General features: G+C 72.4%; 22 protein-coding genes. 6 read left to right on the forward strand and 16 right to left on the reverse strand.

The features are described 5' to 3' along the window. Positions 1 to 162: 162 nt before the first annotated feature. From ACH4SI_RS05995 to ACH4SI_RS06035, 9 genes are all read right to left on the reverse strand, one after another. Positions 163 to 981 (reverse strand): TrmH family RNA methyltransferase, encoded by an 819-nt coding sequence (locus tag ACH4SI_RS05995; RefSeq protein WP_398293058.1) that lies wholly within the window; start codon positions 979 to 981, stop codon positions 163 to 165. A 64-nt stretch (positions 982 to 1,045) separates the two neighbouring features. Beyond that, entirely contained in the window at positions 1,046 to 2,263 is a 1,218-nt protein-coding gene (gene cobA / locus ACH4SI_RS06000; protein WP_398293912.1) for a uroporphyrinogen-III C-methyltransferase, read from the reverse strand. Positions 2,264 to 2,371: 108 nt separating this feature from the next. Then, the gene (gene cobT, locus ACH4SI_RS06005) at positions 2,372 to 6,583 is read right to left on the reverse strand and encodes a nicotinate-nucleotide--dimethylbenzimidazole phosphoribosyltransferase (RefSeq protein ID WP_398293060.1); all 4,212 of its coding nucleotides are present in this window, start codon (positions 6,581 to 6,583) and stop codon (positions 2,372 to 2,374) included. A 278-nt stretch (positions 6,584 to 6,861) separates the two neighbouring features. Further along, a complete protein-coding gene (gene cbiE / locus ACH4SI_RS06010; protein WP_398293062.1) occupies positions 6,862 to 8,115 on the reverse strand; it encodes a precorrin-6y C5,15-methyltransferase (decarboxylating) subunit CbiE in 1,254 nt (417 codons plus the stop codon). Positions 8,116 to 8,457: 342 nt separating this feature from the next. Then, positions 8,458 to 9,126 carry a GNAT family N-acetyltransferase gene (locus ACH4SI_RS06015; RefSeq protein WP_398293064.1) on the reverse strand — a complete coding sequence of 223 codons (669 nt, stop codon included), beginning with the start codon at positions 9,124 to 9,126 and terminating at the stop codon, positions 8,458 to 8,460. A gap of 169 nt (positions 9,127 to 9,295) precedes the next feature. Next, positions 9,296 to 10,123 carry a MetQ/NlpA family ABC transporter substrate-binding protein gene (locus ACH4SI_RS06020; protein ID WP_398293066.1) on the reverse strand — a complete coding sequence of 276 codons (828 nt, stop codon included), beginning with the start codon at positions 10,121 to 10,123 and terminating at the stop codon, positions 9,296 to 9,298. Between the two features lie 27 nt (positions 10,124 to 10,150). After that, a complete protein-coding gene (locus ACH4SI_RS06025) occupies positions 10,151 to 10,828 on the reverse strand; it encodes a methionine ABC transporter permease (RefSeq protein WP_398293068.1) in 678 nt (225 codons plus the stop codon). Then, the gene (locus tag ACH4SI_RS06030) at positions 10,825 to 11,904 is read right to left on the reverse strand and encodes a methionine ABC transporter ATP-binding protein (RefSeq protein WP_398293071.1); all 1,080 of its coding nucleotides are present in this window, start codon (positions 11,902 to 11,904) and stop codon (positions 10,825 to 10,827) included. Before ACH4SI_RS06030 ends, ACH4SI_RS06025 begins: the two co-directional genes overlap by 4 nt. Positions 11,905 to 12,310: 406 nt before the next feature. Then, the gene (locus ACH4SI_RS06035) at positions 12,311 to 12,964 is read right to left on the reverse strand and encodes an HAD-IA family hydrolase (protein WP_398293073.1); all 654 of its coding nucleotides are present in this window, start codon (positions 12,962 to 12,964) and stop codon (positions 12,311 to 12,313) included. Positions 12,965 to 13,085: 121 nt separating this feature from the next. Here ACH4SI_RS06035 and ACH4SI_RS06040 point away from each other — a divergent pair, with 121 nt between their 5' ends. Beyond that, the gene (locus ACH4SI_RS06040) at positions 13,086 to 13,454 is read left to right on the forward strand and encodes a hypothetical protein (RefSeq protein ID WP_398293075.1); all 369 of its coding nucleotides are present in this window, start codon (positions 13,086 to 13,088) and stop codon (positions 13,452 to 13,454) included. Then, positions 13,447 to 13,863, forward strand: coding sequence for a hypothetical protein (locus tag ACH4SI_RS06045; RefSeq protein WP_398293078.1), 417 nt, complete (start codon positions 13,447 to 13,449; stop codon positions 13,861 to 13,863). The genes ACH4SI_RS06040 and ACH4SI_RS06045 overlap by 8 nt, the downstream gene beginning before the upstream one ends. Before the next feature lie 230 nt (positions 13,864 to 14,093). Here ACH4SI_RS06045 and ACH4SI_RS06050 read toward each other — a convergent pair whose 3' ends face one another. From ACH4SI_RS06050 to ACH4SI_RS06060, 3 genes are all read right to left on the reverse strand, one after another. Next, the gene (locus ACH4SI_RS06050; RefSeq protein WP_398293080.1) at positions 14,094 to 14,597 is read right to left on the reverse strand and encodes a GNAT family N-acetyltransferase; all 504 of its coding nucleotides are present in this window, start codon (positions 14,595 to 14,597) and stop codon (positions 14,094 to 14,096) included. A gap of 117 nt (positions 14,598 to 14,714) precedes the next feature. Further along, positions 14,715 to 15,236 carry a sigma-70 family RNA polymerase sigma factor gene (locus ACH4SI_RS06055; protein WP_398293084.1) on the reverse strand — a complete coding sequence of 174 codons (522 nt, stop codon included), beginning with the start codon at positions 15,234 to 15,236 and terminating at the stop codon, positions 14,715 to 14,717. A 112-nt stretch (positions 15,237 to 15,348) separates the two neighbouring features. Beyond that, positions 15,349 to 16,506 (reverse strand): glycerophosphodiester phosphodiesterase, encoded by a 1,158-nt coding sequence (locus ACH4SI_RS06060; RefSeq protein ID WP_398293086.1) that lies wholly within the window; start codon positions 16,504 to 16,506, stop codon positions 15,349 to 15,351. A gap of 260 nt (positions 16,507 to 16,766) precedes the next feature. Between ACH4SI_RS06060 and ACH4SI_RS06065 the strand changes: the two genes are divergently transcribed. Next, positions 16,767 to 17,441 carry a lysophospholipid acyltransferase family protein gene (locus tag ACH4SI_RS06065; RefSeq protein WP_398293088.1) on the forward strand — a complete coding sequence of 225 codons (675 nt, stop codon included), beginning with the start codon at positions 16,767 to 16,769 and terminating at the stop codon, positions 17,439 to 17,441. Between the two features lie 151 nt (positions 17,442 to 17,592). After that, positions 17,593 to 18,426 carry an alpha/beta fold hydrolase gene (locus ACH4SI_RS06070; protein WP_398293090.1) on the forward strand — a complete coding sequence of 278 codons (834 nt, stop codon included), beginning with the start codon at positions 17,593 to 17,595 and terminating at the stop codon, positions 18,424 to 18,426. 353 nt (positions 18,427 to 18,779) lie between these two features. On the opposite strand, the gene ACH4SI_RS06075 is transcribed toward ACH4SI_RS06070, so the two are convergent. From ACH4SI_RS06075 to ACH4SI_RS06090, 4 genes are all read right to left on the reverse strand, one after another. After that, positions 18,780 to 19,745 carry an aldo/keto reductase gene (locus tag ACH4SI_RS06075; protein ID WP_398293092.1) on the reverse strand — a complete coding sequence of 322 codons (966 nt, stop codon included), beginning with the start codon at positions 19,743 to 19,745 and terminating at the stop codon, positions 18,780 to 18,782. Next, positions 19,745 to 21,175, reverse strand: coding sequence for an argininosuccinate lyase (gene argH, locus ACH4SI_RS06080; RefSeq protein ID WP_398293094.1), 1,431 nt, complete (start codon positions 21,173 to 21,175; stop codon positions 19,745 to 19,747). Before argH ends, ACH4SI_RS06075 begins: the two co-directional genes overlap by 1 nt. 105 nt (positions 21,176 to 21,280) lie before the next feature. After that, positions 21,281 to 22,477: an argininosuccinate synthase gene (locus ACH4SI_RS06085; protein ID WP_398293097.1), complete on the reverse strand. Its 1,197-nt coding sequence runs from the start codon at positions 22,475 to 22,477 to the stop codon at positions 21,281 to 21,283. Between the two features lie 17 nt (positions 22,478 to 22,494). Beyond that, positions 22,495 to 22,671, reverse strand: coding sequence for a hypothetical protein (locus ACH4SI_RS06090; protein ID WP_398293099.1), 177 nt, complete (start codon positions 22,669 to 22,671; stop codon positions 22,495 to 22,497). A 41-nt stretch (positions 22,672 to 22,712) separates the two neighbouring features. On the opposite strand from ACH4SI_RS06090, the gene ACH4SI_RS06095 reads away from it, so the two are divergent. After that, positions 22,713 to 23,111: a hypothetical protein gene (locus ACH4SI_RS06095; RefSeq protein ID WP_398293101.1), complete on the forward strand. Its 399-nt coding sequence runs from the start codon at positions 22,713 to 22,715 to the stop codon at positions 23,109 to 23,111. A gap of 191 nt (positions 23,112 to 23,302) precedes the next feature. Beyond that, on the forward strand, positions 23,303 to 24,277 hold the full coding sequence (locus ACH4SI_RS06100; RefSeq protein WP_398293103.1) for a LysR family transcriptional regulator: 975 nt from the start codon (positions 23,303 to 23,305) through the stop codon (positions 24,275 to 24,277). The last annotated feature ends 10 nt before the right edge of the window (positions 24,278 to 24,287 follow it).

Consider the following 24,287-nt stretch of genomic DNA (forward strand, 5'->3'; position numbering starts at 1 on the left):
AATCGCCCGACGTCCACACCACGTTTCCGGTCAACGGCGCCGTAAATATACGGTCCGGGACCCTGCCCCGGAGGCCCCGCACCGGCACCACCCACCGGACGCACCGCGCACCGGGGTCCGGGGCGGAGCCCCGGCGGGGGGTTTGGGGGGGGCGGAGCCCCTCTACGACTCGGGGCGGCCCGTTGTTACGGCGTAGAACGCCACGGCCGCCGCCGCGCCCACGTTGAGGGAGTCGACGCCGTGGGCCATGGGGATGCGGATCCACTCGTCGGCGGACATGAGGGCCTGGGTGGAGAGGCCGTCGCCCTCGGCGCCCAGCATGAGGGCGACGCGGTCCAGGCGGTGGGGGGCGGCGTCGTCGAGGGAGGTGGCCTTTTCGTCGGGGGTGAGGGCGAGGATCTTGAAGCCGGCGTGCCGGACCGCTTCGAGACCGCGCGGCCAGGTCTCCAGGCGGGCGTAGGGGACGGAGAAGACGGCGCCCATGGAGACCTTCACGGAGCGGCGGTAGAGGGGGTCGGCGCAGTCCGGGGAGAGGAGGACGGCGTCCATGCCGAGCGCGGCGGCGCTGCGGAAGATGGCGCCGATGTTGGTGTGGTCGTTGACGGACTCCATGATCACGACGCGTCGGGCGCCGGCCAGGAGTTCCTCGGCCTCGGGCAGCGGTTTGCGCTGCATGGAGGCGAGGGCGCCGCGGTGGACGTGGTAGCCCGTCACGCGCTCGGCCAGTTCGGGGCTGACGGCGTAGACGGGGGCGGGGACGTCCTCGATGACGTCGCGCATGACGTCGACCCACTTGGACGACAGCAGCATCGAGCGCATCTCGTAACCAGCGAGGCGGGCCCGCCGGATCACCTTCTCGCCCTCGGCGATGAACAAACCTTCGGCGGGCTCGCGCTTGCGCCGTAGCTCCACATCGGTCAGACCCGTGTAGTCGCGCAGCCGCGGGTCGTCGGGATCATCGACGGTGATGAGATCAGCCACTTAAGTGATACTGCCTTGTCCTGGATGCCGTGCCAATGCGGCGACGGGAGGAAGTTACCGGCGGTTACGCCGGACGGGAGCCGACGGAGACCACGTCGCCGATGACGATGACGGCCGGGGGCCGTACGCCCTCGGCGGCGACCACGTCGCCCACGGTGGCCAGGGTGGCGTCCACGCGGCGCTGGGCGGCGGTGGTGCCCTCCTGGATGACGGCGACGGGGGTGTCGGGGCGTCGGCCGTGGTGGACGAGGGCGGCGGCGATGGCGCCGATCTTCTCGACGGCCATCAGGAGGACGAGCGTGCCGCGCAGGCTGGCGAGCGCGGACCAGTCGACGAGGGAGCGCGGGTCGTCGGGGGCGACATGGCCGCTGACCACGGTGAACTCATGGGCGACCCCGCGGTGGGTGACGGGGATCCCGACGGCGGCGGGAACGCTGATGGAGCTGGAGATGCCGGGGACGACGGTGCAGGGGATGCCGGCCTCGGCGAGCGCCTCGGCCTCTTCCATACCGCGGCCGAAGACGAAGGGGTCGCCGCCCTTGAGCCGGACGACCGCCTTGCCCGCCTTGGCGTGTTCGATCAGCGCGTTGTTGATCGCCTCCTGGGCCATGAAGCGGCCGTACGGGATCTTCGCGGCGTCGATGACCTCGACGTGGGGCGGAAGTTCGTCGAGGAGGTCGCGGGGGCCGAGCCGGTCGGCCACCACGACGTCGGCCTCGGCGAGGAGGCGGCGGCCGCGGACGGTGATCAGGTCCGGGTCGCCGGGGCCGCCGCCCACCAGGGCGACGTGCGGGCCGCGGGTGCGGTGGCGGGGCGCGGCGAGGGTGCCGTCGCGCAGGCCCTCGACCACGGCGTCGCGCACGGCGGCGGAGCGGCGCGGGTCCTGCCCGGTGAGCACGGCGACGGTGACGCCCTCGCTGCGCCCGGTGGCCGGGGTCCAGGCGGAGGCGGCCTCGGCGTCGTCGCTGCGTACGCACCACACCCGGCGCGCCTCGGCCTCGGCGGAGGCGGCGGCGTTGGCGGCCGGGTCGTCGGTGGTGATCAGCGCGTACCAGGCGTCCTCGAAGTCGCCGTCCTGGTAGCGGCGGCGCTCCCAGCGCACCTCCCCCGCCTCGGCCATCGCCTCGACGGAGGGCGTCGCGGAGGGCGAGATCAGCAGGATGTCCGCGCCCGCGGCGATCAGCGCGGGCAGCCGCCGCTGGGCGACCTGGCCCGCCCCGAGGACGACGACGCGCCGCCCCGTGAGGCGCAGTCCGACCGGGTATGCGAAGTTCTCGGACATGGCGGTGCGGCTCTCCTCGTAAAGAATGCCTGCCGCTGCGGCGCTGGAGCGGCTGATCAGGTAGTGGGGCATGGCCCCCGCCGACACCCTACGTGGCGGGGGCGCACGTCAGTTCTTCTCCGTGACTCCCGCGGAGTCGAACGTGGCCACCTCGTGCATCGCCCGTGCGGCGCTCTGCACCACCGGGAGGGCGAGCAGGGCGCCCGTGCCCTCGCCGAGGCGCAGGTCCAGGTCGACCAGGGGGCGCAGGCCCAGCTTGTTGAGGGCCGCCACATGGCCCGGCTCGGCGCTGCGGTGGCCCGCGATGCACGCCGCCAGCACCTCGGGGGCGATGGCGCGGGCGACCAGGGCGGCGGCGCCCGCGCTGACCCCGTCCAGGATGACGGGGGTACGCAGGGAGGCGCCGCCCAGCAGCAGCCCGGCCATCGCGGCGTGCTCCAGGCCGCCGAAGGCGGAGAGGACGCCGATGGGGTCGGCGGGGTCGGGCTGGTGCAGCTCCAGACCGCGCCGTACGACGTCGATCTTGCGCGCGTGCATCTCGTCGTTGATGCCGGTGCCGCGGCCGGTCACCTCGGCCGGGTCGGCGCCGGTGTAGACGGCGACCAGGGCGGCCGACGTGGTGGTGTTGGCGATGCCCATCTCGCCGGTGAGCAGCGCCTTGTTCCCGGCGGCGACCAGGTCGCGGGCGGTCTCGATGCCCACTTCGAGGGCGCGCAGCACCTCTTCGCGGGTGAGGGCGGGGCCGGTGGTGAAGTCGCCGGTGCCCGCCCGGACCTTGCGCGGCAGCAGACCGGGGGTGGCGGGCAGTTCGCTCGTCACGCCCACGTCCACGACGCACACCTCGGCGCCCACCTGGCTCGCGAACGCGTTGCAGACCGCACCGCCGCCCAGGAAGTTGGCGACCATCTGGGACGTGACCTCCTGCGGCCACGCGGTGACGCCCTGGGCGTGCACCCCGTGGTCGCCCGCGAAGATCGCGACCGCGGCGGGCTCCGGAATCGGCGGCGGGCACTGCCGGGACAGCCCGCTGAGCTGCGCGGAGATGATCTCCAGCATGCCGAGCGCCCCGGACGGCTTGGTCATCCGCTTCTGCCGCTCCCACGCCTCGCCGAGCGCCTTGGCGTCCAGCGGACGGATGCCCTGGAGGGTTTCCGTCAGCAGGCTGTGCGGGTCCTCGCCGGGCAGCGCGCGCCGCCCGTACGTCTCCTCGTGGACGACCCAGGAGAGCGGGCGGCGCTTGGACCATCCGGCCCGCAGCAGCTCCGGCTCCTCCGGGAACTCGTCCACGTACCCGACGCACAGGTACGCCACGGCCTCCAGGTGATCGGGCAGCCCGAGCGTACGGACCATCTCGCGCTCGTCGAAGAAGCTGACCCAGCCGACGCCGAGCCCTTCGGCGCGGGCGGCGAGCCACAGGTTCTCCACGGCGAGCGCCGAGGAGTACGGCGCCATCTGCGGCTGGGTGTGCCGCCCGAGGGTGTGGCGGCCGCCGCGGGTCGGGTCGGCGGTGACGACGATGTTGATCGGCGTCTCGAGGATCGCCTCGATCTTCAGTTCCTTGAACTGCTTGGCCCGGCCCTTGGGGAGGGACTTGGCGTACGCGTCGCGCTGGCGCACCGCCAGCTCGTGCATGGTGCGCCGGGTCTCCTCGGAGCGGATGACGACGAAGTCCCACGGCTGGGACTGCCCCACGCTGGGCGCGGTGTGCGCGGCCTCCAGCACGCGCCGCAGCACCTCGTGCGGGATGGGGTCGGGCCGGAAGCCGTTACGGATGTCCCGGCGCTCGCGCATCACGCGGTGGACGGCGGCGCGCTCGGCGTCGTCGTATCCCGCGTCGGCGCGGGGGCCGAAGGGGATGGGTGCGGGCTCGGGGGCCGTGGCGTCGGTCTGTTCGCCCTGTTCGTCGCCTTCGGCGGTTGCCTCCGGCTGAAGGGATGCGTCGTCGTCGGGGGCCGGTTCGGTGGCTTCGTCCTGAGCCTCCGGCGCCTCGGCGGCGGCCGGTTCGGCCTCGTGCTCGGGAGCCGTCTCGGCCTCGGGGGCGTCAGGCGCGGCGGGCTCGCCATCCGGCTCCACGTCACCGGCGGCCACCGCAGCCTCGGTCCCGGCCTCGGCTTCGGCCTCGTCGTGGGGGGCGACTTCTTCGGCCGGGGCTTCTGCCTCGGGCACCTCGGCGGGGTCAGCCTGCGCCTCGGCCCCCGGCTCCGGAGATTCATCGGAGGCAGCCGGGTCGGCAGGGGTCTCCTGCGCCTCGGCGGCTGCCGGATCAGTGGTGTCCGGGGCTTCCGCCACGAACGGCTCGGCGGGGGCCGATTCGGCAGGCGCCTGCGCCTCGGCCTCCGGCACCGGAGCGTCGGCCGGGGCCTGTGCCTCGGCGGGCGCCACCTGGGCATCCGTCGTGGACGGCTCGGCAGGGGCCGACTCGGGCGCGACCTGCGCGTCAGCCTCGGACGCCGGAGCCTCGTCCGGAGCAGCCGGGTCGGCAGGGGCCTGCACCTCGGCGGACTCGGCCTCGTCCTCGGCGACAGCCTCTGGAGCCTCTTCGGGGGCAACGGTCTCGGCCGGGGCATCCGCCGCCGCCTGCGCGTCGGCCTCCGGCACCGGAGCCTCGTCGGGGGCGGCGGTCTCGGCGGCGGCCTGCACCTCTGCCGCAGGCAGCTCAGCGGAAGCGGGGGCAGCCTGGGCGTCGGCCTCCGACGCCGGAGCCTGTGCCTCAGCGGCAGCCGGATCGTCGGCGCCCGGGGCCTCAACCGCGGACGGCTCGGCGGGGGCGTCAGCCTCCGGCACCGGAGCCTCACCGGCGGCAGCCGGGTCGGTGACGCCCGGGGCCTGCACCTCGGCAGGCGCAGCCTCCGCATCCGCAGCAGCCGGATCGCCGGCGGCCGGGGCCTCAACCGCGGACGGCTCGGCGGGGGCGTCAGCCTCCGGCACCGGAGCCTCACCGGCGGCAGCCGGGTCGACCGGAGCCTGTGCCTCAGCAGCCGGATCGGCGGCGGCCGGGGCCTCTTCCACGAACGGCTCGGCGGGGGCCTGCGCGGGCGCGGCCTGCTCGTCAGCCTCAGGCACCGGAGCCTCGCCGGGGGCAGCCGGTTCGGCCGGGACCTGCACCTCGGCGGCAGCCGGGGCGTCGGCCGGGGCGTCGGCGACTATCGCGTGGCCCGGGTCGACCACGACCGGTTCGGCGTCCTCGTGGGGGATCTGGGCCGGGATGACGGCCTGGGGACCCGCGTGGAGCTGGTCCGGGGTGATGCCCGGCTGGATCTGGGCCGGGATGTCGACGGCCGGGTGCCCGGGCTCCGGGGCGGGCGCCCCGCCCTGGGGCGGGATGGTCGCGGCCGGGTCGGCGTACCCCGGGTCGGCATAGCCGGGATCGGCGTACCCCGGGTCCGCGTACCCCAGGTCCATCGCCGCCGGAGGCGCACCCTCCGGCGGCATCGGCTGGTCTCCGAGACCGACCGTTTCTGCTGGTGCGGGCATGGGCGGGGGCGGCTGGGGGTCCCAGGCGTCGCCGGGCGGCGGGGCGTCGCCGATCTGCGGGAGGTCGGCGAGCTGCGGGCCCGGGAGCTGACCGGGGTCCTCGGGCTGGGGCAGGTGCGGCTGGGTGGTGAAGTACTGCGGCCCGGCGGCGTACTCGGGGGCGCTGGCGTAGTCGACGCCACCGGTGTACTCGGGCTCGGGCGGGGCCGCCGACTGGGGCTGCTGGACGGGCGGCGCGCTGTGCCGGCCGGCGGCCGGGCCGCGATCGGCGAGCGAACGGACCACACCGCCGGAGGTGTCGGGAACGGGCGGGCCCATGTGCAGGGGGCGGCGGGGAGGCGCGGGAGGCGTGGGGGGCGCTGAGTGCGCGGCGGGGGCTTGGGGCGGCTGCGGGGCAGCGGGCTGTTCCGCGGCCGGGGGCGGAACCGGGCCGTCCGGGGCCTCGGCCACCGGCTGCGGCTCGGGCATCTGGGCGTCGGCGTACGCGGCCATGCCGGGGTCCAGCACCCCGCCCTCGTACAGCCCCTGGCCCTGCGCCTGCGGGTACGGCGGCTGCATCGGGGCCTGCATCTGGTGCTCGTACTGGGCCTGGTGCTCGTACTGGGCCTGCTGCTCGCTCCAGGCGCCCTGCGCGCCCGGCATCAGCAGCAGGTCGTCCTCCTCGCCGCCGGTGTCGGGGCCGTCGAGGAAGGTGTATCCGGCGCCGGGCGGAACACCGGGCTGCGGCTGTTCGGTGTAACCGGCGTCGGCAGGCGGGCCGTGGACATCCGCCGGGTGCGGTTGTCCGAGTCGTCCGCCTGCGTTCTCCGGCAGTCCCTCACCCGGGACCTGGCCGGTGTCGGTCATGCGTACCCCTCGCCCATCGCTAGTGCTCCTTCCAACCGCCTACCGCCGGGAGCAAGCCCCGTGAGCAAGAACGAGCGTGCGCCGTGCGCGGCACGTAGCACGCCCGAGGCTTGCCTACCGCAACCCGGTAAGAAAGGGGCACATTCCGGCCTTTGGCCGATAAAGCGCCGAACACCGGGCAGCGGTACAGGCAGTACAACGATCCGCCAGCCTACCCCGCGCGACGCTTCCGGAAGGTCACCGGGGCGAAGCTCGGGAGGAACGTCACAGCGACAAAATCACTGGTGCGGGCGGTGTCCGCAGAGGAGAAAGGCGACCGCGCGCTCGCGTTCGGCCCACACCCGGGTGTCCAACTCGACGGATTGCAGCAGCAGGCACTCGACCCCGTAGCCGCCGTCCTCCAGGGCGGCGCCGATGGCCTCCGCCTCGTCGCGGGTGGTGGCGTGGGTGATGATGCGCTCGGGGCGGCGGGCGGCGCACGCGGCGACGACGGGCGCGCCCCCGCCGCCGACGCGGACGACGTCCGGTTCGGGCAGGTCTTCGAGGACCGCGGGCGCGGCGCCGTGGACGACCTGGAGCTGGACGCCGAAGCGGCGGGCGAGGGTTTCGGTGCGTTCGCAGGCGTCCTGGTCGCGGTCGACGGCGATGACGGCGGCGCCGAAGCCGGCCGTTTCGACGGCGGCGGCGCCGCTGCCCGCGCCGATGTCCCAGACCAGGTCGCCGACGCGGGGGCCGATACGGGCGAGTTGGAAGGCACGCAGCTGCTGCGACTCGTTCTCGCCGAGCACGGTCGCGTACGCCGGGGCGGGCAGCGCCCAGCCGCGTACGGAGCCGGGGTAGCCGGGGTCGCGGCCGGCGATCCAGCCGCCGCTCTGGAGAGCACCGCGGGCGGCGCCGGTGGGTGCGCCGCTGCGGACCGCCGCGGCGCCGGAGCCGCCGATGACGATGACGACGTTGGGGTCGCGCCAGGTGTGGTCGGCGGCCTTGTCGGAGGTCAGCACGGTGACCTGCTCGCGTTCGGTGCCCAGGGCCTCGCAGATGACGAAGGTGCGGTGCACCGGGCCGAGGAGCAGGGCCAGTTCGGCGGGGCCGGCGCCCGGGGAGGTGAGGACGGCGACCTTGGTGTGGGCGCGGCAGACGTTGACGGCGCGCCGCAGGTCGCGGCTGTGGGCGACGACGACCTGGGCGTCGTCCCAGGGCATCCCGGCGCGGGCGAAGGCGGCGGCGACGGAGGAGACGGCGGGCACGACCTCGACCTCCAGGCCGTGCTCGGGGGCCCGGAGGGCGCGTACGACGCCGAAGAAGCCGGGGTCGCCGTCGGCCAGGACCACGGCGGAGCCGCGGTGCTGGGCGATGCGGCGGGCGGCGAGGTCCACGCTGCCGAGCCGGATGCGTTCGGCGCCGGGCGGGACTTCGGGCAGCGCCAGGTGGTGGGCGGCGCCGGCCACGAGGGTGGCCGCGCCGAGGGCGGATCGGGCCACGTCCATGAGCGGGGAGCCGTCCCAACCGATCACCGTGACGCGGTCGGCCATCGTCCTCTGTCTCCCAAATGTGTCGCAGGTCGGTCGCGGGTGGTGCGCACGGTCGCGATGCGTGGTGCGCGCGGGCGGTGCCGCGGGTGGCGTGCCACGGCTGGCGTGCCGCGGTGGCCGCGGCGGGTGCGCCGCGCGTGCCGTGGACGCGTATTCCGGCTGTGGGCGGGCCGGCCCGCGGGGTGCTCAGCCCGGAGAGGTTACCCCGCCTGGTCCGGACCGGAGGACCGGGGGCAGGGGCGGAGGTGGTGCATCGGGGGCTCGCGGGAGGCGCGGCGCGCCGGGTTCATCGCCCGTCCGTGCCCGTCAGCGCCTGTCAACGGCCGTCGGCGCGTCAGCGCGTCAGCGCCCGTCGATGTATTCGGAGTACGTGGGGAAGATGCCGAAGCCCTCGGTCTCGTCCCGCTGCTCGGGCGCGCCCTCCAGATCGCCCTCCAGGTCCTCGGGGAGCAGGCTCCAGACGATGAGGTCGGTGCGCAGGTCGGTCCAGCCGCCGTCCTCCATCTGGGTGCGCGCTATGCAGGCGTTGCGGAGTACTCCTTCGCTGATACAGCCGACCTTCTGGGCGACCTGCTGACCGGCGGTGTTGCCCGCGGCGGTACGCAGCTCCATCCGCTCGAACTTCTGGTCCTGGAACAGCCAGCGGGCGACGGCCAGCACCGACTCCACGGCATAGCCCTCGCCACGCGCCCACGGGGCGGTGATATAGCTGATCTCGGTGCCCAGGACCTTCCAGTCGGTGTTGCGCAGATGGACGATTCCGACGAGCCGCTGGGTGAGGAATTCGGCGACCGCGAAGACGATTCCGCGCCCCGTGGTGCGTTCGGCGGGGGCGAGCCGCATCGCCTGGTCGCGCGCGTCGCGGGGGGTGTACGGGTAGGGGGCCCGGCTCCAGGTGATGACGAGTTCGTCGTTCATCATGTCCGTGAGCGCGGGCAGGTCCGCTTCCTCGAACGGGCGCAGCACCAGCCGTTCCGTGCTGATGGAGATGTCCGGGAAAGTGGATGTCATGCGCCGCTCCGTAACCGGGTCGTATCAAAGTCGTGGCGAAGAGCCCAGCATGCAGCATCGCTCCAGCTAAATGCAGCACGGGGTGCGGAAACGGAAGGCTCCGCATCCGATTGTCGCCCGGATGCGGAGCCTTGCGTGTTCAGCCGGTCCTTTTTCGGAATGGTAGGTGTCAGAACGACGCGAGGACGGATCCGTCGTACTTGTCCTTGATGAACTTCTTCACCTGCGGCGAGGTGAGGAGCTTGGCCAGCTTCTTGACCCGCGGGTCGTCCTCGTTGCCCTTCTTCACGGCGAGGAAGTTGCCGTAGGGGCTGTTGTCCGGGGACTCCAGGATCAGCGCCTCCTTGGCGGGGTTGAGCTTTGCCTGGATGGCGTAATTGCCGTTGATGACGGCGGCGTCCACATCGTCCAGGGACCGCGGCAGCTGGGGCGCCTCCAGCTCCTTGAACTTCAGGTCCTTGGGATTGTCCGCGATGTCCTTGGGGGTGGCCTCGGTGCCGGCGCCCTTCTTGAGCTTGATGACGCCGTGCGTGTCCAGCAGCTTGAGCGCCCGGGCCTCGTTCACCGCGTCGTTGGGCACGGCCACGGTGGCGCCCTTCTTGAGGTCGTCGGCCTTCTTCGCCTTGTGCGAGAAGAGGCCGAGCGGCTCCAGGTGCACGGTGACCACGGGCACGATGTCGCCGCCGCGCTTCTTCTCGTAGTCGTCGAGGAACGGCTTGTTCTGGAAGTAGTTGGCGTCCACCGAGCCGTCCTGGGTGGCGGGGTTCAGCGAGTTGTAGTCGGTGAACTCCTTGACCTCCAGCTTGAGCCCCGCCTTCTTCGCCAGGTGGTCCTTGACGTAGTTCAGTATCTCGGCGTGCGGGACGGGGTTCGCGCCGACGAGCAGCGGGCCGTTCTTGTCGGTGCCGCCCTTGCTGGGCGGGGCGCAGGCGGACGCACCGGCGGCGAGCGCGGCGGCGGCGAGCAGGGTGGTGGCGGTCTTGATGACGTTACGCACGAAAAGTGCCTTTCAGGAGATGGGGTGTCAGGAGGTCTTGGCGGCGAGGCCGCGGTGGGAGAGCGCGCGGGCGGCGAGGTCACCCGCGAACTGGATGACGGAGATCACCACCGCGAGGATGGCCACGGTGACCCACATCAGCTGGGTCTCGAACCGCTGGTAGCCGTAGCGGACGGCGAGGTCGCCCAGCCCGCCCGCGCCGACCGTGCCGGCCATCGCCGAGTAGCCGATGAGCGCGACGATCGTCGTGGTCGCGCTGGAGATCAGCGACGGCAGCGACTCGGGCAGCAGGACCTTGCGTACGACGGTCCAGGTGGAGCCGCCCATCGCCTGCACGGCCTCCACCAGCCCGGCGTCGACCTCGCGCACCGCGGTCTCCACGAGCCGGGCGAAGAAGGGGATGGCGCCGATCGCGAGCGGCACGATCGCGGCCGCGGGGCCGATGGTGGTGCCCACGATCGCGCGGGTGAAGGAGATCAGCGCGACCATGAGGATGATGAACGGCATCGAGCGCGCGACGTTGACCACCTGGCCGACGACCTTGTTCACGACCACGTTCGGCAGCACGCCGCCCCGGTCGGTGAGCACCAGCAGCACACCGAGCGGCAGCCCGCCGATGATCGCGATGGCGGCCGACCAGCCGACCATCCAGAGCGTCTCCAGACAGGCCTGCTGCAACAGGGGCTGCATCTCGGACCAGGTCACTTGGCGCCCTCCTTGAGCACGGCGGTCTTCGCCGCATCCACATCGGCCACGTCTGCTACATCAACGTGAAGGCCCTGCTCCCGCAGGAAGCCGATCGGCACGACGTTCTCCTCGAAGGGGCCGGGCAGCTCGATGCGCATTCGGCCGACCTGGTTGCCGCTGACGGTGTCCATCGCGGCGCCGAGGATCGAGATGTCGATGTTGTACGTACGGGACAGCTGGGAGATCACCGGCTTGGTCGCCGCCTCGCCCTGGAACGTCACGTCCACGACCGTGCGGTCCTCGGCCGAGGGCACCCCGCCGACCGGGAACAGCTCCTGCGCCAGCCGGGAGCCGGGGGTGGCCAGCAGGTCGGTGACCTTGCCGGACTCCACGATCCGGCCGTCGCTCATCAGCGCGGCCGAGTCGCAGATCGTCTTGACGACGTCCATCTCGTGCGTGATCAGCAGCACGGTCAGGCCCAGCTGCCGGTTGAGGTCGCGCAGCAGCTGGAGGATCGAGCGGGTGGTCTCGGGGTCGAGCGCGGAGGTCGCCTCGTCGGACAGCAGCACCTTCGGGTCGCCCGCGAGCGCGCGGGCGATGCCGACGCGCTGCTTCTGACCGCCGGACAGCTGCGCCGGGTACGCCTTGGCCTTGTCGGCGAGGCCGACCAGGTCCAGCAGATCCAGGGCCTTGCGGGTGCGCTCCTTGCCGGAGACGCCGAGGATCTCCAGCGGCAGCTCGACGTTGTCGCGCACCGTGCGCGAGGAGAGCAGGTTGAAGTGCTGGAACACCATGCCGATCCGGCTGCGCGCCTGGCGCAGCGCGGACCCGGCACTCCCCCAGCTACCGCTGGGAGGTGCCCCCCGCCCCCGGCCCGCCAGTGCGGTGAGGTCCTGGCCGGCCACGGTGACCGTGCCGGAGGTGGGGCGCTCCAGGAGGTTGACGCAGCGGATGAGGGTGGACTTCCCGGCGCCGCTCTGACCGACGACGCCGTACACCTCACCCTCGCGGACATGCAGATCGACGCCGTCGAGGGCGGTGACCTCGCGGCCTCGTGAGCGGTAGACCTTTGTCAGGTCCGTAGTGGTGATCACAGGGTTTCCGTCACTGTTGAGTGCAGGCGGTTGTGCCGCCGGGCACGGTTCATTCCTTACGGAAGCGGCGCGGGCGGGCCGAGGGCGGGCGCGCGGTGGTGGGGCGCGGCGCGGCTCGGGGTCCGGTGACGCGGGGCAGGCCGGGTCCGCGCGCATGGGCGCGCGGACATGGCTCAGCGGGTCTCGCTTCGGGGCGCGAGGCTCGGGCAGGGGCCCTCAGCGGTCACACATTCGACACCGACAACGAGCACCGGGCGTCGTCATCGCCTCGGTCGCAGGGGTGCGGCAGCTCGTCGTGGTCATGGCCGCCAGTAAACCAGAGACCCTGACGAGCCGATCAACGATGTCCGCATGGCGGACATAAATGACCACCTCGTGGACAGATGTGGATTGTTTCCGTTCAAGGTCACTCCCCCGCGACGATCTCCACTCCCCCGTCGACGGCCCGTGCCGACACGGCCGACAGGTCCTCCACCACGATGTCGGGGTTCAGCTCCGCCAGCTCGTCCCGGCTGGTCGTTGTGGTCAACGCCACGGTCCGCATCCCGGCGGCCCGAGCGGCGGCGAGCCCGGCCGGGGCGTCCTCGAACACCACACAGCGGGCCGGATCGGCGCCCAGCTTCCCGGCGGCCAGCAGGAACGGCTCGGGGTCCGGCTTGCCGCGGGTGATGTCGTCCGCGGTGATCAGCAGCCCCGGGCGTATCCCGGCCTCGGCGAGCCGCGCCTCGGCCAGCGCGCGGCCCGCGGAGGTCACCACGGCCCAGCGCTCCTCGGGCAGCCCGGCCAGCAGATCGAGGGTGCCGGGCAGCAGCCGCACCCCGCCCGGGACGTCCTCGACCTCCAGCTCGTCGATGCGCCGGCGGGCCTCCGCGACGCGGTCGGCGGGGAGCAGATCGCCGATGATGTCGGTCGCCGGGCGGCCGTGCAGCTCGACCCGGGCGAACTCCTCCGTCACGCCGTACTCCGCGGCCCAGCGGGTCCAGCAGCGGACCACGGACTCCATGGAGGAGACGAGGGTTCCGTCGTTGTCGAACAGGAGGGCGTCAGCGGTGATCTTCATGAGGCGCAGCGTACGGGGCCGATCGCAACGCGGTCATTCGGGCCGATTACAGTCGTCCCATGCTTGTCACCCCCTGTGTGCGGGACCGCACCGCGCGGCGGCTCCGCTGGCGGAGGTCCCGTTGATCGACCTGCTCACCGCCGTGCTCGGTGCGGCCGCGCTCGCGCTCGCCGCGTGGTGCGGTTTCGCCGCCTACCGCGACCAGCCCACCAAGGACTGGCACTTCATCGGCATGGCCGTGGTGTCCCTGCTGGCGATCGTCCAGCTGGTCATCGGCATCGTGCGGCTGGCCCGGGGCGACGACCCCGAGCAGGGCGTGGCGATCTTCCTCGCCTATCTGGTCGGCTCGGCGCTGGCCGTGCCGATCGCGGCGTTCATGTCGCTGGCGGAGCGGACCCGCTGGGGCTCGGCGACGGTCGCGGCGGCGGCCGTGGTGCTGGCGGTGCTGGAGGTACGGCTGTACGACATCTGGGGAGGCGTGGGTGGCTGAGTCGGCGGAACGTGGGCGTACGGGGCTCGGGCAGGGGCCGGGGCGGCTGCTGGTGATGCTCTACGGGGTGTTCACGGTGGCCGCGGCGTCGCGCTCGCTCTACCAGCTGATCGCGCAGTTCGACGAGGCGCCGCTCGCGTACATCCTCTCGGCGGTCTCCGCCGTGGTGTACGCCTTCATCACGGTCTCGTTGGTGCGGGGCGGGGAGGGTGCGCGTAAGGCGGCCATGGTGTGCTGCGGGGCGGAGCTGCTGGGTGTGCTGACGGTCGGCACCTGGACCCTGGCCGACCCCTCGGCCTTTCCCGACCAGACGGTGTGGTCGGACTACGGGATGGGCTACCTCTTCATCCCGATCTTCCTGCCGGTGACGGGCCTGCTGTGGCTGCGCCGCGCGCGCAGGGACGGTTGATTCCCCACCCCGCCCCTTCCCGAACCATGGGCAAGCCCTGGACCCGCCGGGGCTCCGCCCCGGACCCCGTTCCGGGGGCTTCGCCCCCCGGCCCCCTCCCGGGCGCGCCGGGAATCCAGCCCGTCCGGCGTTTGAGGACCGGGGTCCGGGGCGGAGCCCCGGTGGGGGGCCCGGGGCGGAGCCCCCGGGTTCGGGAAGGGGCGGGGTAGGGGCTCCGCTCTCCGCAGGCGTTACGCGCTCGCGGCGAAGGCCGACCTGGAGGCGTCCTTCTCCAGGGTGACCACGCTCAGGCGGCGGTTGACCTCTTCGGTGCCGACCTGCGCGTACCCGTACTTGCGGTACAGCCGCAGGTTGCCGTCACTGCGGTGGCCCGTCGCCAGCCGGTAGCGCTTGGCGGCGCGCCCCTCCGCCAGCTGCGCCTCGATCGCCGCGAGCAGGCGCCCGCCGAGCCCGTGCCGCTGCATCCGCGGGTGGACGATGAGCTTGCCGATGGCGGCCGTGCCCTTGTCGTCGACGGCGCCCCGGACCGAGCCGACGACCTCCTCGCCGAGCCGGGCCACCAGCACACAGCCCTCGCCCAGTTCGGCGCGCAGGTCGTCGAGCGTCTGCGTCAGCGGCTCGATGGAGTAGTCCCCGTAGAGCTCGGCCTCACCCTGATAACACAGGTACTGCAGCTTGAGGATCTGCTCGGCGTCGTCCGCGGTCGCCGCGGAGATGGTCACGCTCATGCCCATGTGCGCATGCCTCCCCTTTTCTCGGTCCGCCGGCCGCCTGAGGGTAGGGGCGACCGGGGTTCATTGCCTGGATAGGAGGCGCCACGTGGTTGTGGCCGCCTCCTGGGCGCCGATTGTCTAACGCTCCTTTCCCCACGGTTCAGGAGCCGCAACCTCCGCGGTGAGCATTCTGCGCAGGCAACCCAGACATCGGGAACGTACCGGGCCGAGACTGCCCTGTGAGATACCCAACTCACCCGCGATCTCGCGATATGTCAGATCGGAGCGGGACAGCATCGCCCCGAGCAGCCTCGGACAGCGGCCGGGCAGCCGACGCACCGCGGCGCGCAGCACGCGCCCGGTCTCGGCGGTGAGCGCGGCGTGCTCGGCGGGGCGGGGTTCGGGTCCGCTGGGCGGGCCGTCGCCCACCGGGTCGTACGGAACCTCACGGCGCGCCCGGCGCCGGGCGCCGCGCACCTCGGCCCGGACCGCGTGGCGCAGCCAGCGCGCGGGCTGGGGCGGCGGGCCGCTGTCGCGGGTGCGCTCCAGCAGCCGCAGCCAGACGGCCTGCTCCAGCTCGGCGGGCTCGACGCCCGCGCCGTACGCCTCGGCCGCCGCCTCGGCGGCGAGCAGCGGACGCAGTTGCTCCACAAGCTCCATGCCGGGCGGGACGTGGCGCGCTCGGCGGCGGTTGCCGGGCCGCGGGTCTCTCACCCGACCGGGGAGGTGGGGGGCCGTGCCTTGACGCGGCCCACCGCCTTCCGTCACCTCATTACTTGCGGAAGTCCGCCGCCGCGAGCAGGGCGGTGTCCGGGTTGTCGGAGAAGATCCCGTCGATGCCGGTGTCGAGGTACGCCTTGAAGGCGCCGAAGGCGTCCCCGTACGCGTTGGCGTCGGTGCCGCGCCGGAAGTCGGCCGGCAGGAAGGAGTTCTCGTTGCGCATGGTGTACGGGTGCAGGACGAGCCCGGCCGCGTGCGCGTCCTTGACCACGCTGGTCGGGGTGCCGAGCTTGCCGTCGGACGTGCGCGGGATGATCACCGACAGGTCGGGGCCGATGCCCTGGGCGTAGCTCGCGATCCACTTCAGGCCCTCGGGCTTGACGAGGTCCGCGACCGTCCGCGGGTCGTTCGCCTCGACGAAGTCCCAGGGACGGCTGGTGATGGTGGACAGCAGCACGACCGCCGGGGTGCCGACCAGCTTGCGCAGCCGCTGGATGCTGCTCGGCTCGAAGGACTGGAGGAAGAGCGCGGCGTCCTTCGTGTGGCGTCCGTAACGGCGGAGCAGCTTGGCGACCCGCTCCTCCAGGCCGAGGCCCAGCTTGCGGAAGTAGGTGGGGTGCTTGGTCTCGACGTACAGCCAGACCTTGCGGCCCCGCTTGCGGCCCTCGCGGTCGGCCCACTGGAGCACCTCTTCGAAGGTGGGCACCTCCCAGCGGCCGTCGTAGAGGGTGTTGCGCTGGCGGGTGCCGGGGATGCGCTCCTTGGCGCGCAGCGTCTTCAGCTCGGCCAGCGTGAAGTCCTCGGTGAACCAGCCGGTCAGCTTGGTGCCGTCGACCGTCTTGGTGGTCTTGCGGTCGGCGAACTCCGGGTGGGCGGAGACGTCGGTGGTGGCCGTGATGTCGTTCTCGTGACGGCACACCAGATGCCCGTCCTTGGTGGGGACGAGGTCCTGCTCGACGATGTCCGCGCCCATGTCCAGTGCGAGCTGGTACGAGCCGAGCGTGTGCTCGGGGCGGTAGCCGGACGCGCCGCGGTGGCCGATCACGGTCGGCACCGGCAGCCCGCGCACCGGCCCGTTCGCCGTCGCGGTGCCCGTCTCGGCGGCGGCTGCCGTGCCCGCGCCGCCCAGGGCCACCGCTCCCGCGCCGAGGGCCGCGGCCCCCAGAAGGGCGCGCCGCCCGGGCTTCTGCTCGCGCTGTTCGCGCTCCATGAGCACTCCTCGCTCTGGTGTCCAGCACCGTCAATTCCTGTCAGAGGACGGGCTGATGGTAGGTGGGTACGCCTTATCTACGGGAGACCTGCGGCGAAACGCGTGGGAAACGGGTGTCAACACTGCGTATCAGGTGGGTGAATCCGGTGTGCGTCGCGACATGACCGGCGAGTATTGTCCTCATCGGCGTATGCATGCGGTACCTGGTTGACGGGCCGTACGGCGAGCGCCCCCGACCTTGACCCCGACCGGAGGGCCCGTTGTCCCGTTTCGTGTTCCTGAAGGCAGTACTCGGTCCGCTGATGCGCCTCATGTTCCGTCCACGGGTCGAGGGCGCGGAGCGCATTCCCGGCTCCGGTCCGGTGATCCTCGCCGGGAACCACCTCACCTTCATCGACTCCGTGATCCTGCCGCTCGTCTGTGACCGTCAGGTCTTCTTCATCGGCAAGGACGAGTACGTGACCGGCAAGGGCCTCAAGGGCCGCCTGATGGCCTGGTTCTTCACCGGCGTCGGCATGATCCCGGTCGACCGGGACGGCGGGCACGGCGGCGTCGCCGCGCTGATGACCGGCCGCCGGGTGCTGGAGGAGGGCAGGGTCTTCGGCATCTACCCCGAGGGCACCCGCTCCCCCGACGGCCGCCTCTACCGCGGCCGCACCGGCATCGCCCGGCTCACGTTGATGACCGGCGCGCCGGTGGTGCCGTTCGCGATGATCGGCACCGACCGGCTCCAGCCGGGCGGCAAGGGGCTGCCGCGGCCCGGGCGGGTGGCGGTGCGGTTCGGTGAACCGCTGGAGTTCACCCGCTACGAGGGCATGGACCGCGACCGGTATGTGCTGCGGGCGGTGACCGACGAGGTCATGAGCGAGGTCATGCGGCTGTCCGGTCAGGAGTACGTGGACATCTACGCCACGAAGGCGAAAGCCGCGGCCTGAGGTCCCAGACGAGCGTGAAGCGGGCGGAAGCCGACATCGGAGTGTCAGCTTCCGCCCTCTTTCTTGCTGTTCCGGTCATTGTCCTGTCACCGTCGGTAGGGCGCCCCGGCACACTGGTCTCACGCCGGGGACGGCCACTACCGTGCCGCGGGTGACGACAACGACCGTGCCTTCCCCCGACTTCGTCTCGCTGCGCGGTCGGCGGTTCGCCCTCACCGACTTCGGCGGGCCGGGAACCCCGGTCCTCGCCCTGCACGGGCACTTCGGCCGCGGCCGGATGTACGCGCCGCTGGCCGCCGCCCTGGCCCCCGCGTACCGGGTGATAGCGCTCGACCAGCGCGGACACGGGCTGACCGGGGGCGGGGGGCCGTTCACCCTGGACGAGTACGTCGCCGACGCCGCCGCGCTGCTGGACGAGCTGCGCCCCGGCCCGGTGCCGGTCGTCGCCCACTCCACGGGCGCGGTCGCCGCGTACGCCCTCGCCGCGCGCCACCCGGAGCTGGTGAGCGCCCTCGTCATCGAGGACATCGGCGCCGTAACGGACCGTCCGGTGGTCGCCCACCCCGTGCTCGACGTCACCGGCTGGCCGACCTGGGCCGCCGACCGCGAGTCCCTGCGCACCCAGATCGAGTCCCGGGGCATCCCGGACGCCTCGCACTTCCTCGAGAGCGCGGAGCGGGACCGGGCGACGGGCGGGTGGCGACTGCTGTTCGAACCGGCCCACATGATGGCCTCCCAGGAGGCGATGCGGGGCGACTTCTGGTCGGAGTGGCTCGGGTCCGTGTGTCCGGCATTGCTGATGCACGGCGAACACAGCTCCCTGCTGCCTCCCGGCCACGCCCGGGAGATGGCGCGGCGGCGGCCGCACACCACGCTGCGGGAGTTTGCCGGGTGCGGGCACTGGATCCACGACGAAGCGCCGAAGGAGTACGCGTGGGCGGTGGGCCGCTTCCTTGGCCAGCTGCCGCCGCCGGACGACGCGTAGCGGCTGCGCCGGACCTTCCCCCCACCCCCGCCCCTTCCTCCCGAACCGGGGCTCCGCCCCGGCCCCCGCTGGGGCTCCGCCCCAGACCCGAGTGCGGCCCGGTGGCCGGGTCCGGGCTGGGGCGTTGCCCCCTGGGGTTTCATGGCCGGGTGCGGGCCGGTGGCCGGGTTGTGCCCACCCGTTCCTCCCCCAGCTACCGCTGGGAGGTGCCCCCTCGCGGAACGATTGCCCACAACGGGTCATAATCCAGCCCCTCCGGCGTTTGAGGAGCGGGGTCCGGGGCGGAGCCCCGGCGGGGGCCGGGGGCTTGCCCCCGGTTTCGGGAAGGGGCGGGGTGGGGGACTAGACCCCGGTCAGGACCAGGGGAGGGACGAGCGGCGCCGCCAGTACGCTTCCGGAGGCTCCGCCAGATCGTCGAGCGCAGGCAGACGGAGCGACGCCGCGGCCAGGTTGGAGCGGAGCTGGGCCTCCGTCGCCGCGCCCGACAGGGCCACGGTCACCCACGGGTGCCGCAACACGGCCGCGAGGGCGATGGCGTCCGGCGTGGCGCCGGTCTCCTCCACCGCCCGGCGGAGCGACGGCGGGGCCTGGTCGAGCGCGGCCAGGCGGCCATTGGCCATGGCCTCCTTGACGATCACGGTCCGCCCCGCCGCGTGCGCCTCCGCCAGCGCCGCCCCGGCCGACGGCTCCAGCAGGTTGTACGTGCTCTGCACCGTACGGAACAGCGGAAGCCCATCGGCCTCCACCTCCAGCGCCGCCCGGATCGCGTCACCCTGCGCCGGGCCGCTGGTGGAGATGCCGACCGTGACGCCCTCGGCCGCGAGCCGGGCCAGCCGGGCGTGGAGGGCGGGGTCGGTGAGGGCGGGGCTGTCCGGGGTCACGGAGTGGATCTGGTAGAGGTGCAGGTGGTCGCCGAGGAGCGCTTGGCTCTCCTCGCGCTGGCGCTCGTACGTCGCCACCGAGTGGTCCTTGACCTCATGGGTCTCGGCGTCCATGCGCCAGTCGGCCACATACGTGTAGCCCCACTTGCTGCCGACCACCACGTCCCCCGCCGCGTCCGGCCGGGCGCGCAGCCAGTCGGCGAGGAACTCCTCGGCCCGCCCGTAGGAGCGGGCCGCGTCCAGGTAGCGCACGCCCGCCGCGTAGGCGGCGTCCAGCAGGTCGTGCGAGCGGCGCCGCATCGCCTCGACGGTGCGCTCGGCCGGGAGGTCCCGGTCCCGGCCGAGATTGATGTAGCCGGGGCGGCCGACCGCCGCCAGGCCGAGCCCGATACGGGACACCGGCGTGGCGGTGGCCGCCTCGGTGAGGGAGCCGGACATCAGCGCTTCGCTTCCGCCCACGCGCGCTGCGCGGCCAGGTCCGTCTTGACCTCGGCCAGCTGCGCGGCCACGGCCTCCGGGGCCGTACCGCCGCGCCCGCTGCGCGAGGCCAGCGCGCCCGGCACGTTCAGCACGCCACGCACCTCTGGGGTCAGATGCGGGGAGATCTTCGCGAACTGCTCGTCGGTCAGCTGATCCAGCTCGATCCCGGTCAGCTCGCACTCCTTGACGCAGGCGCCCGCGACCTCGTGCGCCACCCGGAAGGGCACGCCCTGCCGGACCAGCCACTCGGCGATGTCCGTCGCCAGCGAGAACCCGGCGGGGGCCAGCTCCTCCATCCGCTCCCGGTTGACGGTCAGCGTCGCCATCATCCCGGTGAAGGCCGGAAGCAGGACCTCCAGCTGGTCGCAGGAGTCGAAGACCGGCTCCTTGTCCTCCTGGAGGTCGCGGTTGTACGCGAGCGGCAGGGCCTTCAGCGTGGCCAGCAGCCCGGTGAGGTTGCCGATGAGCCGACCCGACTTGCCGCGGGCCAGCTCGGCGATGTCCGGGTTCTTCTTCTGCGGCATGATCGACGAGCCGGTGGAGAAGGCGTCGTGGAGGGTCACGAAGGAGAACTCCTTCGTGTTCCAGATGATGATCTCCTCGGCGATCCGCGACAGGTCGATGCCGATCATCGCGGTGATGAAGCCGAACTCGGCGGCGAAGTCGCGGGCCGCCGTGCCGTCGAGCGAGTTGGCGGCCGAGCCGCCCTCGAAGCCCAGGTCGGCGGCGACGGCCTGAGGGTCGAGGCCGAGCGAGGACCCGGCCAGCGCGCCCGATCCGTACGGCGAGACGGCCGTCCGCTCGTCCCACTGCCGCAGCCGCTCCGCGTTCCGCGACATCGCCTGGACATGGGCGAGGACGTGGTGGGCGAAGAGCACCGGCTGGGCGTGCTGGAGGTGGGTGCGGCCCGGCATCGCGACGTCCGGGTGCGCCTCGGCGAGCCCGACCAGGGCCTCCTGGAGGTCGGCGATCAGGCCGCCGATGATCCGGGCGTGGTCGCGCAGGTACATCCGGAAGAGGGTGGCGATCTGGTCGTTCCGGGACCGCCCGGCGCGCAGCTTGCCGCCGAGGTCGGGGCCGAGCCGCTCCAGCAGTCCGCGCTCCAGCGCGGTGTGCACGTCCTCGTCGGCGATGGTGCCGGTGAAGTCGCCGGAGGCGACGTCGGCCTCCAGCCGGTCGAGCCCGGCCAGCATCCGCTCCAGCTCGTCGGCGGTCAGCAGGTCGGCCGCGTGGAGCACCCGGGCGTGGGCGCGGGAGCCGGCGATGTCGTACGGCGCCAGACGCCAGTCGAAGTGCACCGACGCGCTGAGCTTCTCCAGTGCCTCGGCCGGCCCGTCGGCGAAGCGGCCGCCCCAGAGCCGGACGTCGCCGCTGTTGCCGTTGCTCACGCTGTTGCTCCTCAAGGCTGTGGTGGTGAGTGTTAAACCACCGCCTTCCCGCCACGGGGGCGGGAAGGCGGTGTGGTGCTGTGTGACTACGCAGACTACTGCGGCCTACTGCTGCAGGTCGCGCTTCGCGGCGATCTTGCTGGACATCCCGAACAGCTCGATGAAGCCCTTGGACAGCGACTGGTCGAAGGTGTCGCCCGTGTCGTAGGTCGCCAGGTTGAAGTCGTACAGCGACTGCTCCGACTTCCGGCCGGTGACGACGGCCCGGCCGCCGTGGAGGGTCATCCGGATCTCGCCGGTGACGTGCTCGTTCGCCTCGGCGATGAAGCCGTCAAGCGCCCGCTTGAGGGGCGAGAACCACAGACCGTCGTAGACCAGCTCGCTCCACCGCTGCTCGACCTGCCGCTTGTAGCGGGCCAGCTCGCGCTCGACGGTGACGTTCTCCAGCTCCTGGTGGGCGGTGATCAGCGCGATGGCGCCGGGGGCCTCGTAGATCTCCCGGGACTTGATGCCGACCAGCCGGTCCTCGACCATGTCGATCCGCCCGATGCCCTGCGCGCCGGCCCGCTCGTTGAGCTGCTGGATGGCCTGCAGGACGGTCACGGGCTGGCCGTCGATGGCCACCGGGACGCCGGCCTTGAAGGTGATGATGACCTCGTCGGCGTCCCGCTGGGTGGCCGGGTTCGAGGTGTACTCGTACACGTCCTCGATCGGCGCGTTCCAGATGTCCTCCAGGAAGCCGGTCTCGACGGCCCGCCCGAAGACGTTCTGGTCGATCGAGTACGGGGACTTCTTGGTGGTCGCGATCGGCAGGCTCTTCGCCTCGCAGAATGCGATGGCCTTGTCCCGCGTCATGGCGTAGTCACGGACCGGGGCGATGCACTTCAGGTCGGGCGCGAGGGAGGAGATGCCCGCCTCGAACCGCACCTGGTCGTTGCCCTTGCCGGTGCAGCCGTGGGCGACGGTCGTGGCGCCGTGCTTCTTGGCGGCGGCGACGAGGTGCTTGACGATGGTGGGCCGGGAGAGCGCCGAGACCAGCGGGTAGCGGTCCATGTACAGAGCGTTCGCCTTGATCGCCGGGAGGCAGTACTCGTCGGCGAATTCGTCCTTGGCGTCCGCGACCTCCGCCTCGACCGCCCCACAGGCGAGCGCGCGCTTGCGGATGACGTCCAGGTCCTCACCGCCCTGGCCGACATCCACGGCGACGGCGATGACCTCGGCGCCCGCCTCCTCGGCGATCCAGCCGATGGCGACGGAGGTGTCCAGGCCGCCGGAGTAGGCGAGTACGACGCGCTCGGTCACGGGTATCTCCTTACGGTTCATGCACTGACTGGCATAAGTATGCACTGGCCCGTATGTTTCGTCAACGCGACGGCCCGGACCGCCGCCACCGACCCGTCGGTGTTGATCACGCCGACCTTCAGCTTCTCCTCGGCCAGATCGCCCTCGGCGTTGCCCACCGCGTGGGTGGCGACCTCTTCCTTGGGGGCGATCACGGCCGAGGGAACGGCGAGTCGTCGCCGCGAACCGGCTGGCCGTGCTCCTGTGCCCCTTCTTCGCCGTGGGCCACAACCCGCTGCGGGCCGCCTTCCTCGAACCCGAGATGCGCAGCCTGTACCCGCAGTGGGACGACATGACCGCCCAGGCCGTCTCCGGCCTGCGCGCCGTGATCGACGTCGACGACGCCGACCCGGAGCTGCTGGAGACCATCGGCGAACTCACCGTCGCCAGCGAGCGGTTCAGCACCCTGTGGACCCGCCGCGAGGTCCGCCGCCGCGACACCGGCCACACCCGGCTCAACCACCCGCTCGTCGGCGAACTCGACCTGCGCTACGAGAAGATGGTGCGCCCGCAAGTCCGCCAGCTGATCGTCGTCTACTACGCCGACCAGGGCTCCACCAGCGCCGAGCGCCTGACACTCCTCAGCAGCCTCTGACACCGCACGGCGTCGAGCGTTTCCTCCTCCAGCTCTGGCCGGATCCCTCGGGCGAACCGAGCCCGCTTTAAGACGTGTCACCGTCGTCGCTGCCGCCACCCCGCTATGCCGTGCCGTGCCGTCCGAGTGCCGACGCGCCCGGGCAAGACGACGATCCTGCGGGTCCGGAGCGGATTGATAGCGTGACTGCCATGGCGGATACGGAGGGCACGAACTATCCGGGCATACGCCAGCTGCGGCTCTTCCTGTTACTGGCAGAGGAGTTGCATTTCGGCCACGCGGCACGGCGCGCCTACCTGGCCCAGCCGACGTTCTCACGCCACATCCAGGCGCTGGAGCGTCAGTTGGGAGCGGAGCTGGTCGCCCGCACCACCCGCAGGACGGAACTCACCGACGTCGGACGGACTCTGCTGCCCCGGATACGTGAGGTCGTGGACGCGGCCGAGCGGCTGCACAGCTCGGCGCGGCATCAGGCCGCCGCCGGGCGGATGGTGATCGGCTCCTTCGAGGCCGTCACCTCCATGGCCCCCATCCCCGCCATCATGGACGAACTCCACAGGCTCATACCGGAGGTGGACGTTCAGGTCCTGCGGACCGGCTTCGACTCCCCCGCCGCGATCTTCCGCGGCGATGTGGACGCGTCGTTCGTCTTCCTCCCCGTACCCGAGGGCATCCAGACCTACCCCCTGGCCCACGGTGCGCGGTGCGCGGCGATGTCCAGCAGCGACCCGCTGGCGTCCGAAGGGCCGCTGCGCCTCTCCGACCTGTCCGATCACGAGCACATCGGCTGGAGTCCGGACATCCCCGCGGTGTGGCGCGACTTCTGGTCGGTCGACCCCCGCCCCGAAGGCATCGCCGTGCGCTACACGCCCGACGCGGTGACCGACTACGAGAGCGCGCTGATACTGATCGCACCCTGGGGAAGGGCATCCAGCTCCCGCCGGAGAGCGCCCGCCGACTCTACCCACGCGCAGGCGTCGCCTATGTCGATGTCGTCGACCTCGAGCCGTGGCGGACGGCCCTCGCCTGGCTGCCCAAGAATCGCGACAAGCCGACCGTCGCCGCGCTCAGGCAAGCCACGCGCACAGTCCTGCACCAGCAGTCCGGCTTATGCCCGCCGAACTTTTCCGGGCCTGGTCGGCGCAGGTGCGGTGGTGTCACCATGACTGTGGGCGG

It is taken from the genome of Streptomyces sp. NPDC021212, from assembly GCF_044332925.1.
GTDB lineage: Bacteria > Actinomycetota > Actinomycetes > Streptomycetales > Streptomycetaceae > Streptomyces.

Bases quoted from the DNA above. Each gene is read 5' to 3' on its own strand.
- ACH4SI_RS06015 (WP_398293064.1), bottom strand. From the start codon at position 9,126: ATGACATCCACTTTCCCGGACATCTCCATCAGCACGGAACGGCTGGTG.
- ACH4SI_RS06050 (WP_398293080.1), bottom strand. From the start codon at position 14,597: ATGGGCATGAGCGTGACCATCTCCGCGGCGACCGCGGACGACGCCGAG.
- cbiE (WP_398293062.1), bottom strand. From the start codon at position 8,115: ATGGCCGACCGCGTCACGGTGATCGGTTGGGACGGCTCCCCGCTCATG.
- cobA (WP_398293912.1), bottom strand. From the start codon at position 2,263: ATGTCCGAGAACTTCGCATACCCGGTCGGACTGCGCCTCACGGGGCGG.
- ACH4SI_RS06055 (WP_398293084.1), bottom strand. From the start codon at position 15,236: ATGGAGCTTGTGGAGCAACTGCGTCCGCTGCTCGCCGCCGAGGCGGCG.
- ACH4SI_RS06100 (WP_398293103.1), top strand. From the start codon at position 23,303: ATGGCGGATACGGAGGGCACGAACTATCCGGGCATACGCCAGCTGCGG.
- ACH4SI_RS06035 (WP_398293073.1), bottom strand. From the start codon at position 12,964: ATGAAGATCACCGCTGACGCCCTCCTGTTCGACAACGACGGAACCCTC.
- ACH4SI_RS06060 (WP_398293086.1), bottom strand. From the start codon at position 16,506: ATGGAGCGCGAACAGCGCGAGCAGAAGCCCGGGCGGCGCGCCCTTCTG.
- ACH4SI_RS06075 (WP_398293092.1), bottom strand. From the start codon at position 19,745: ATGTCCGGCTCCCTCACCGAGGCGGCCACCGCCACGCCGGTGTCCCGT.
- cobT (WP_398293060.1), bottom strand. From the start codon at position 6,583: ATGACCGACACCGGCCAGGTCCCGGGTGAGGGACTGCCGGAGAACGCA.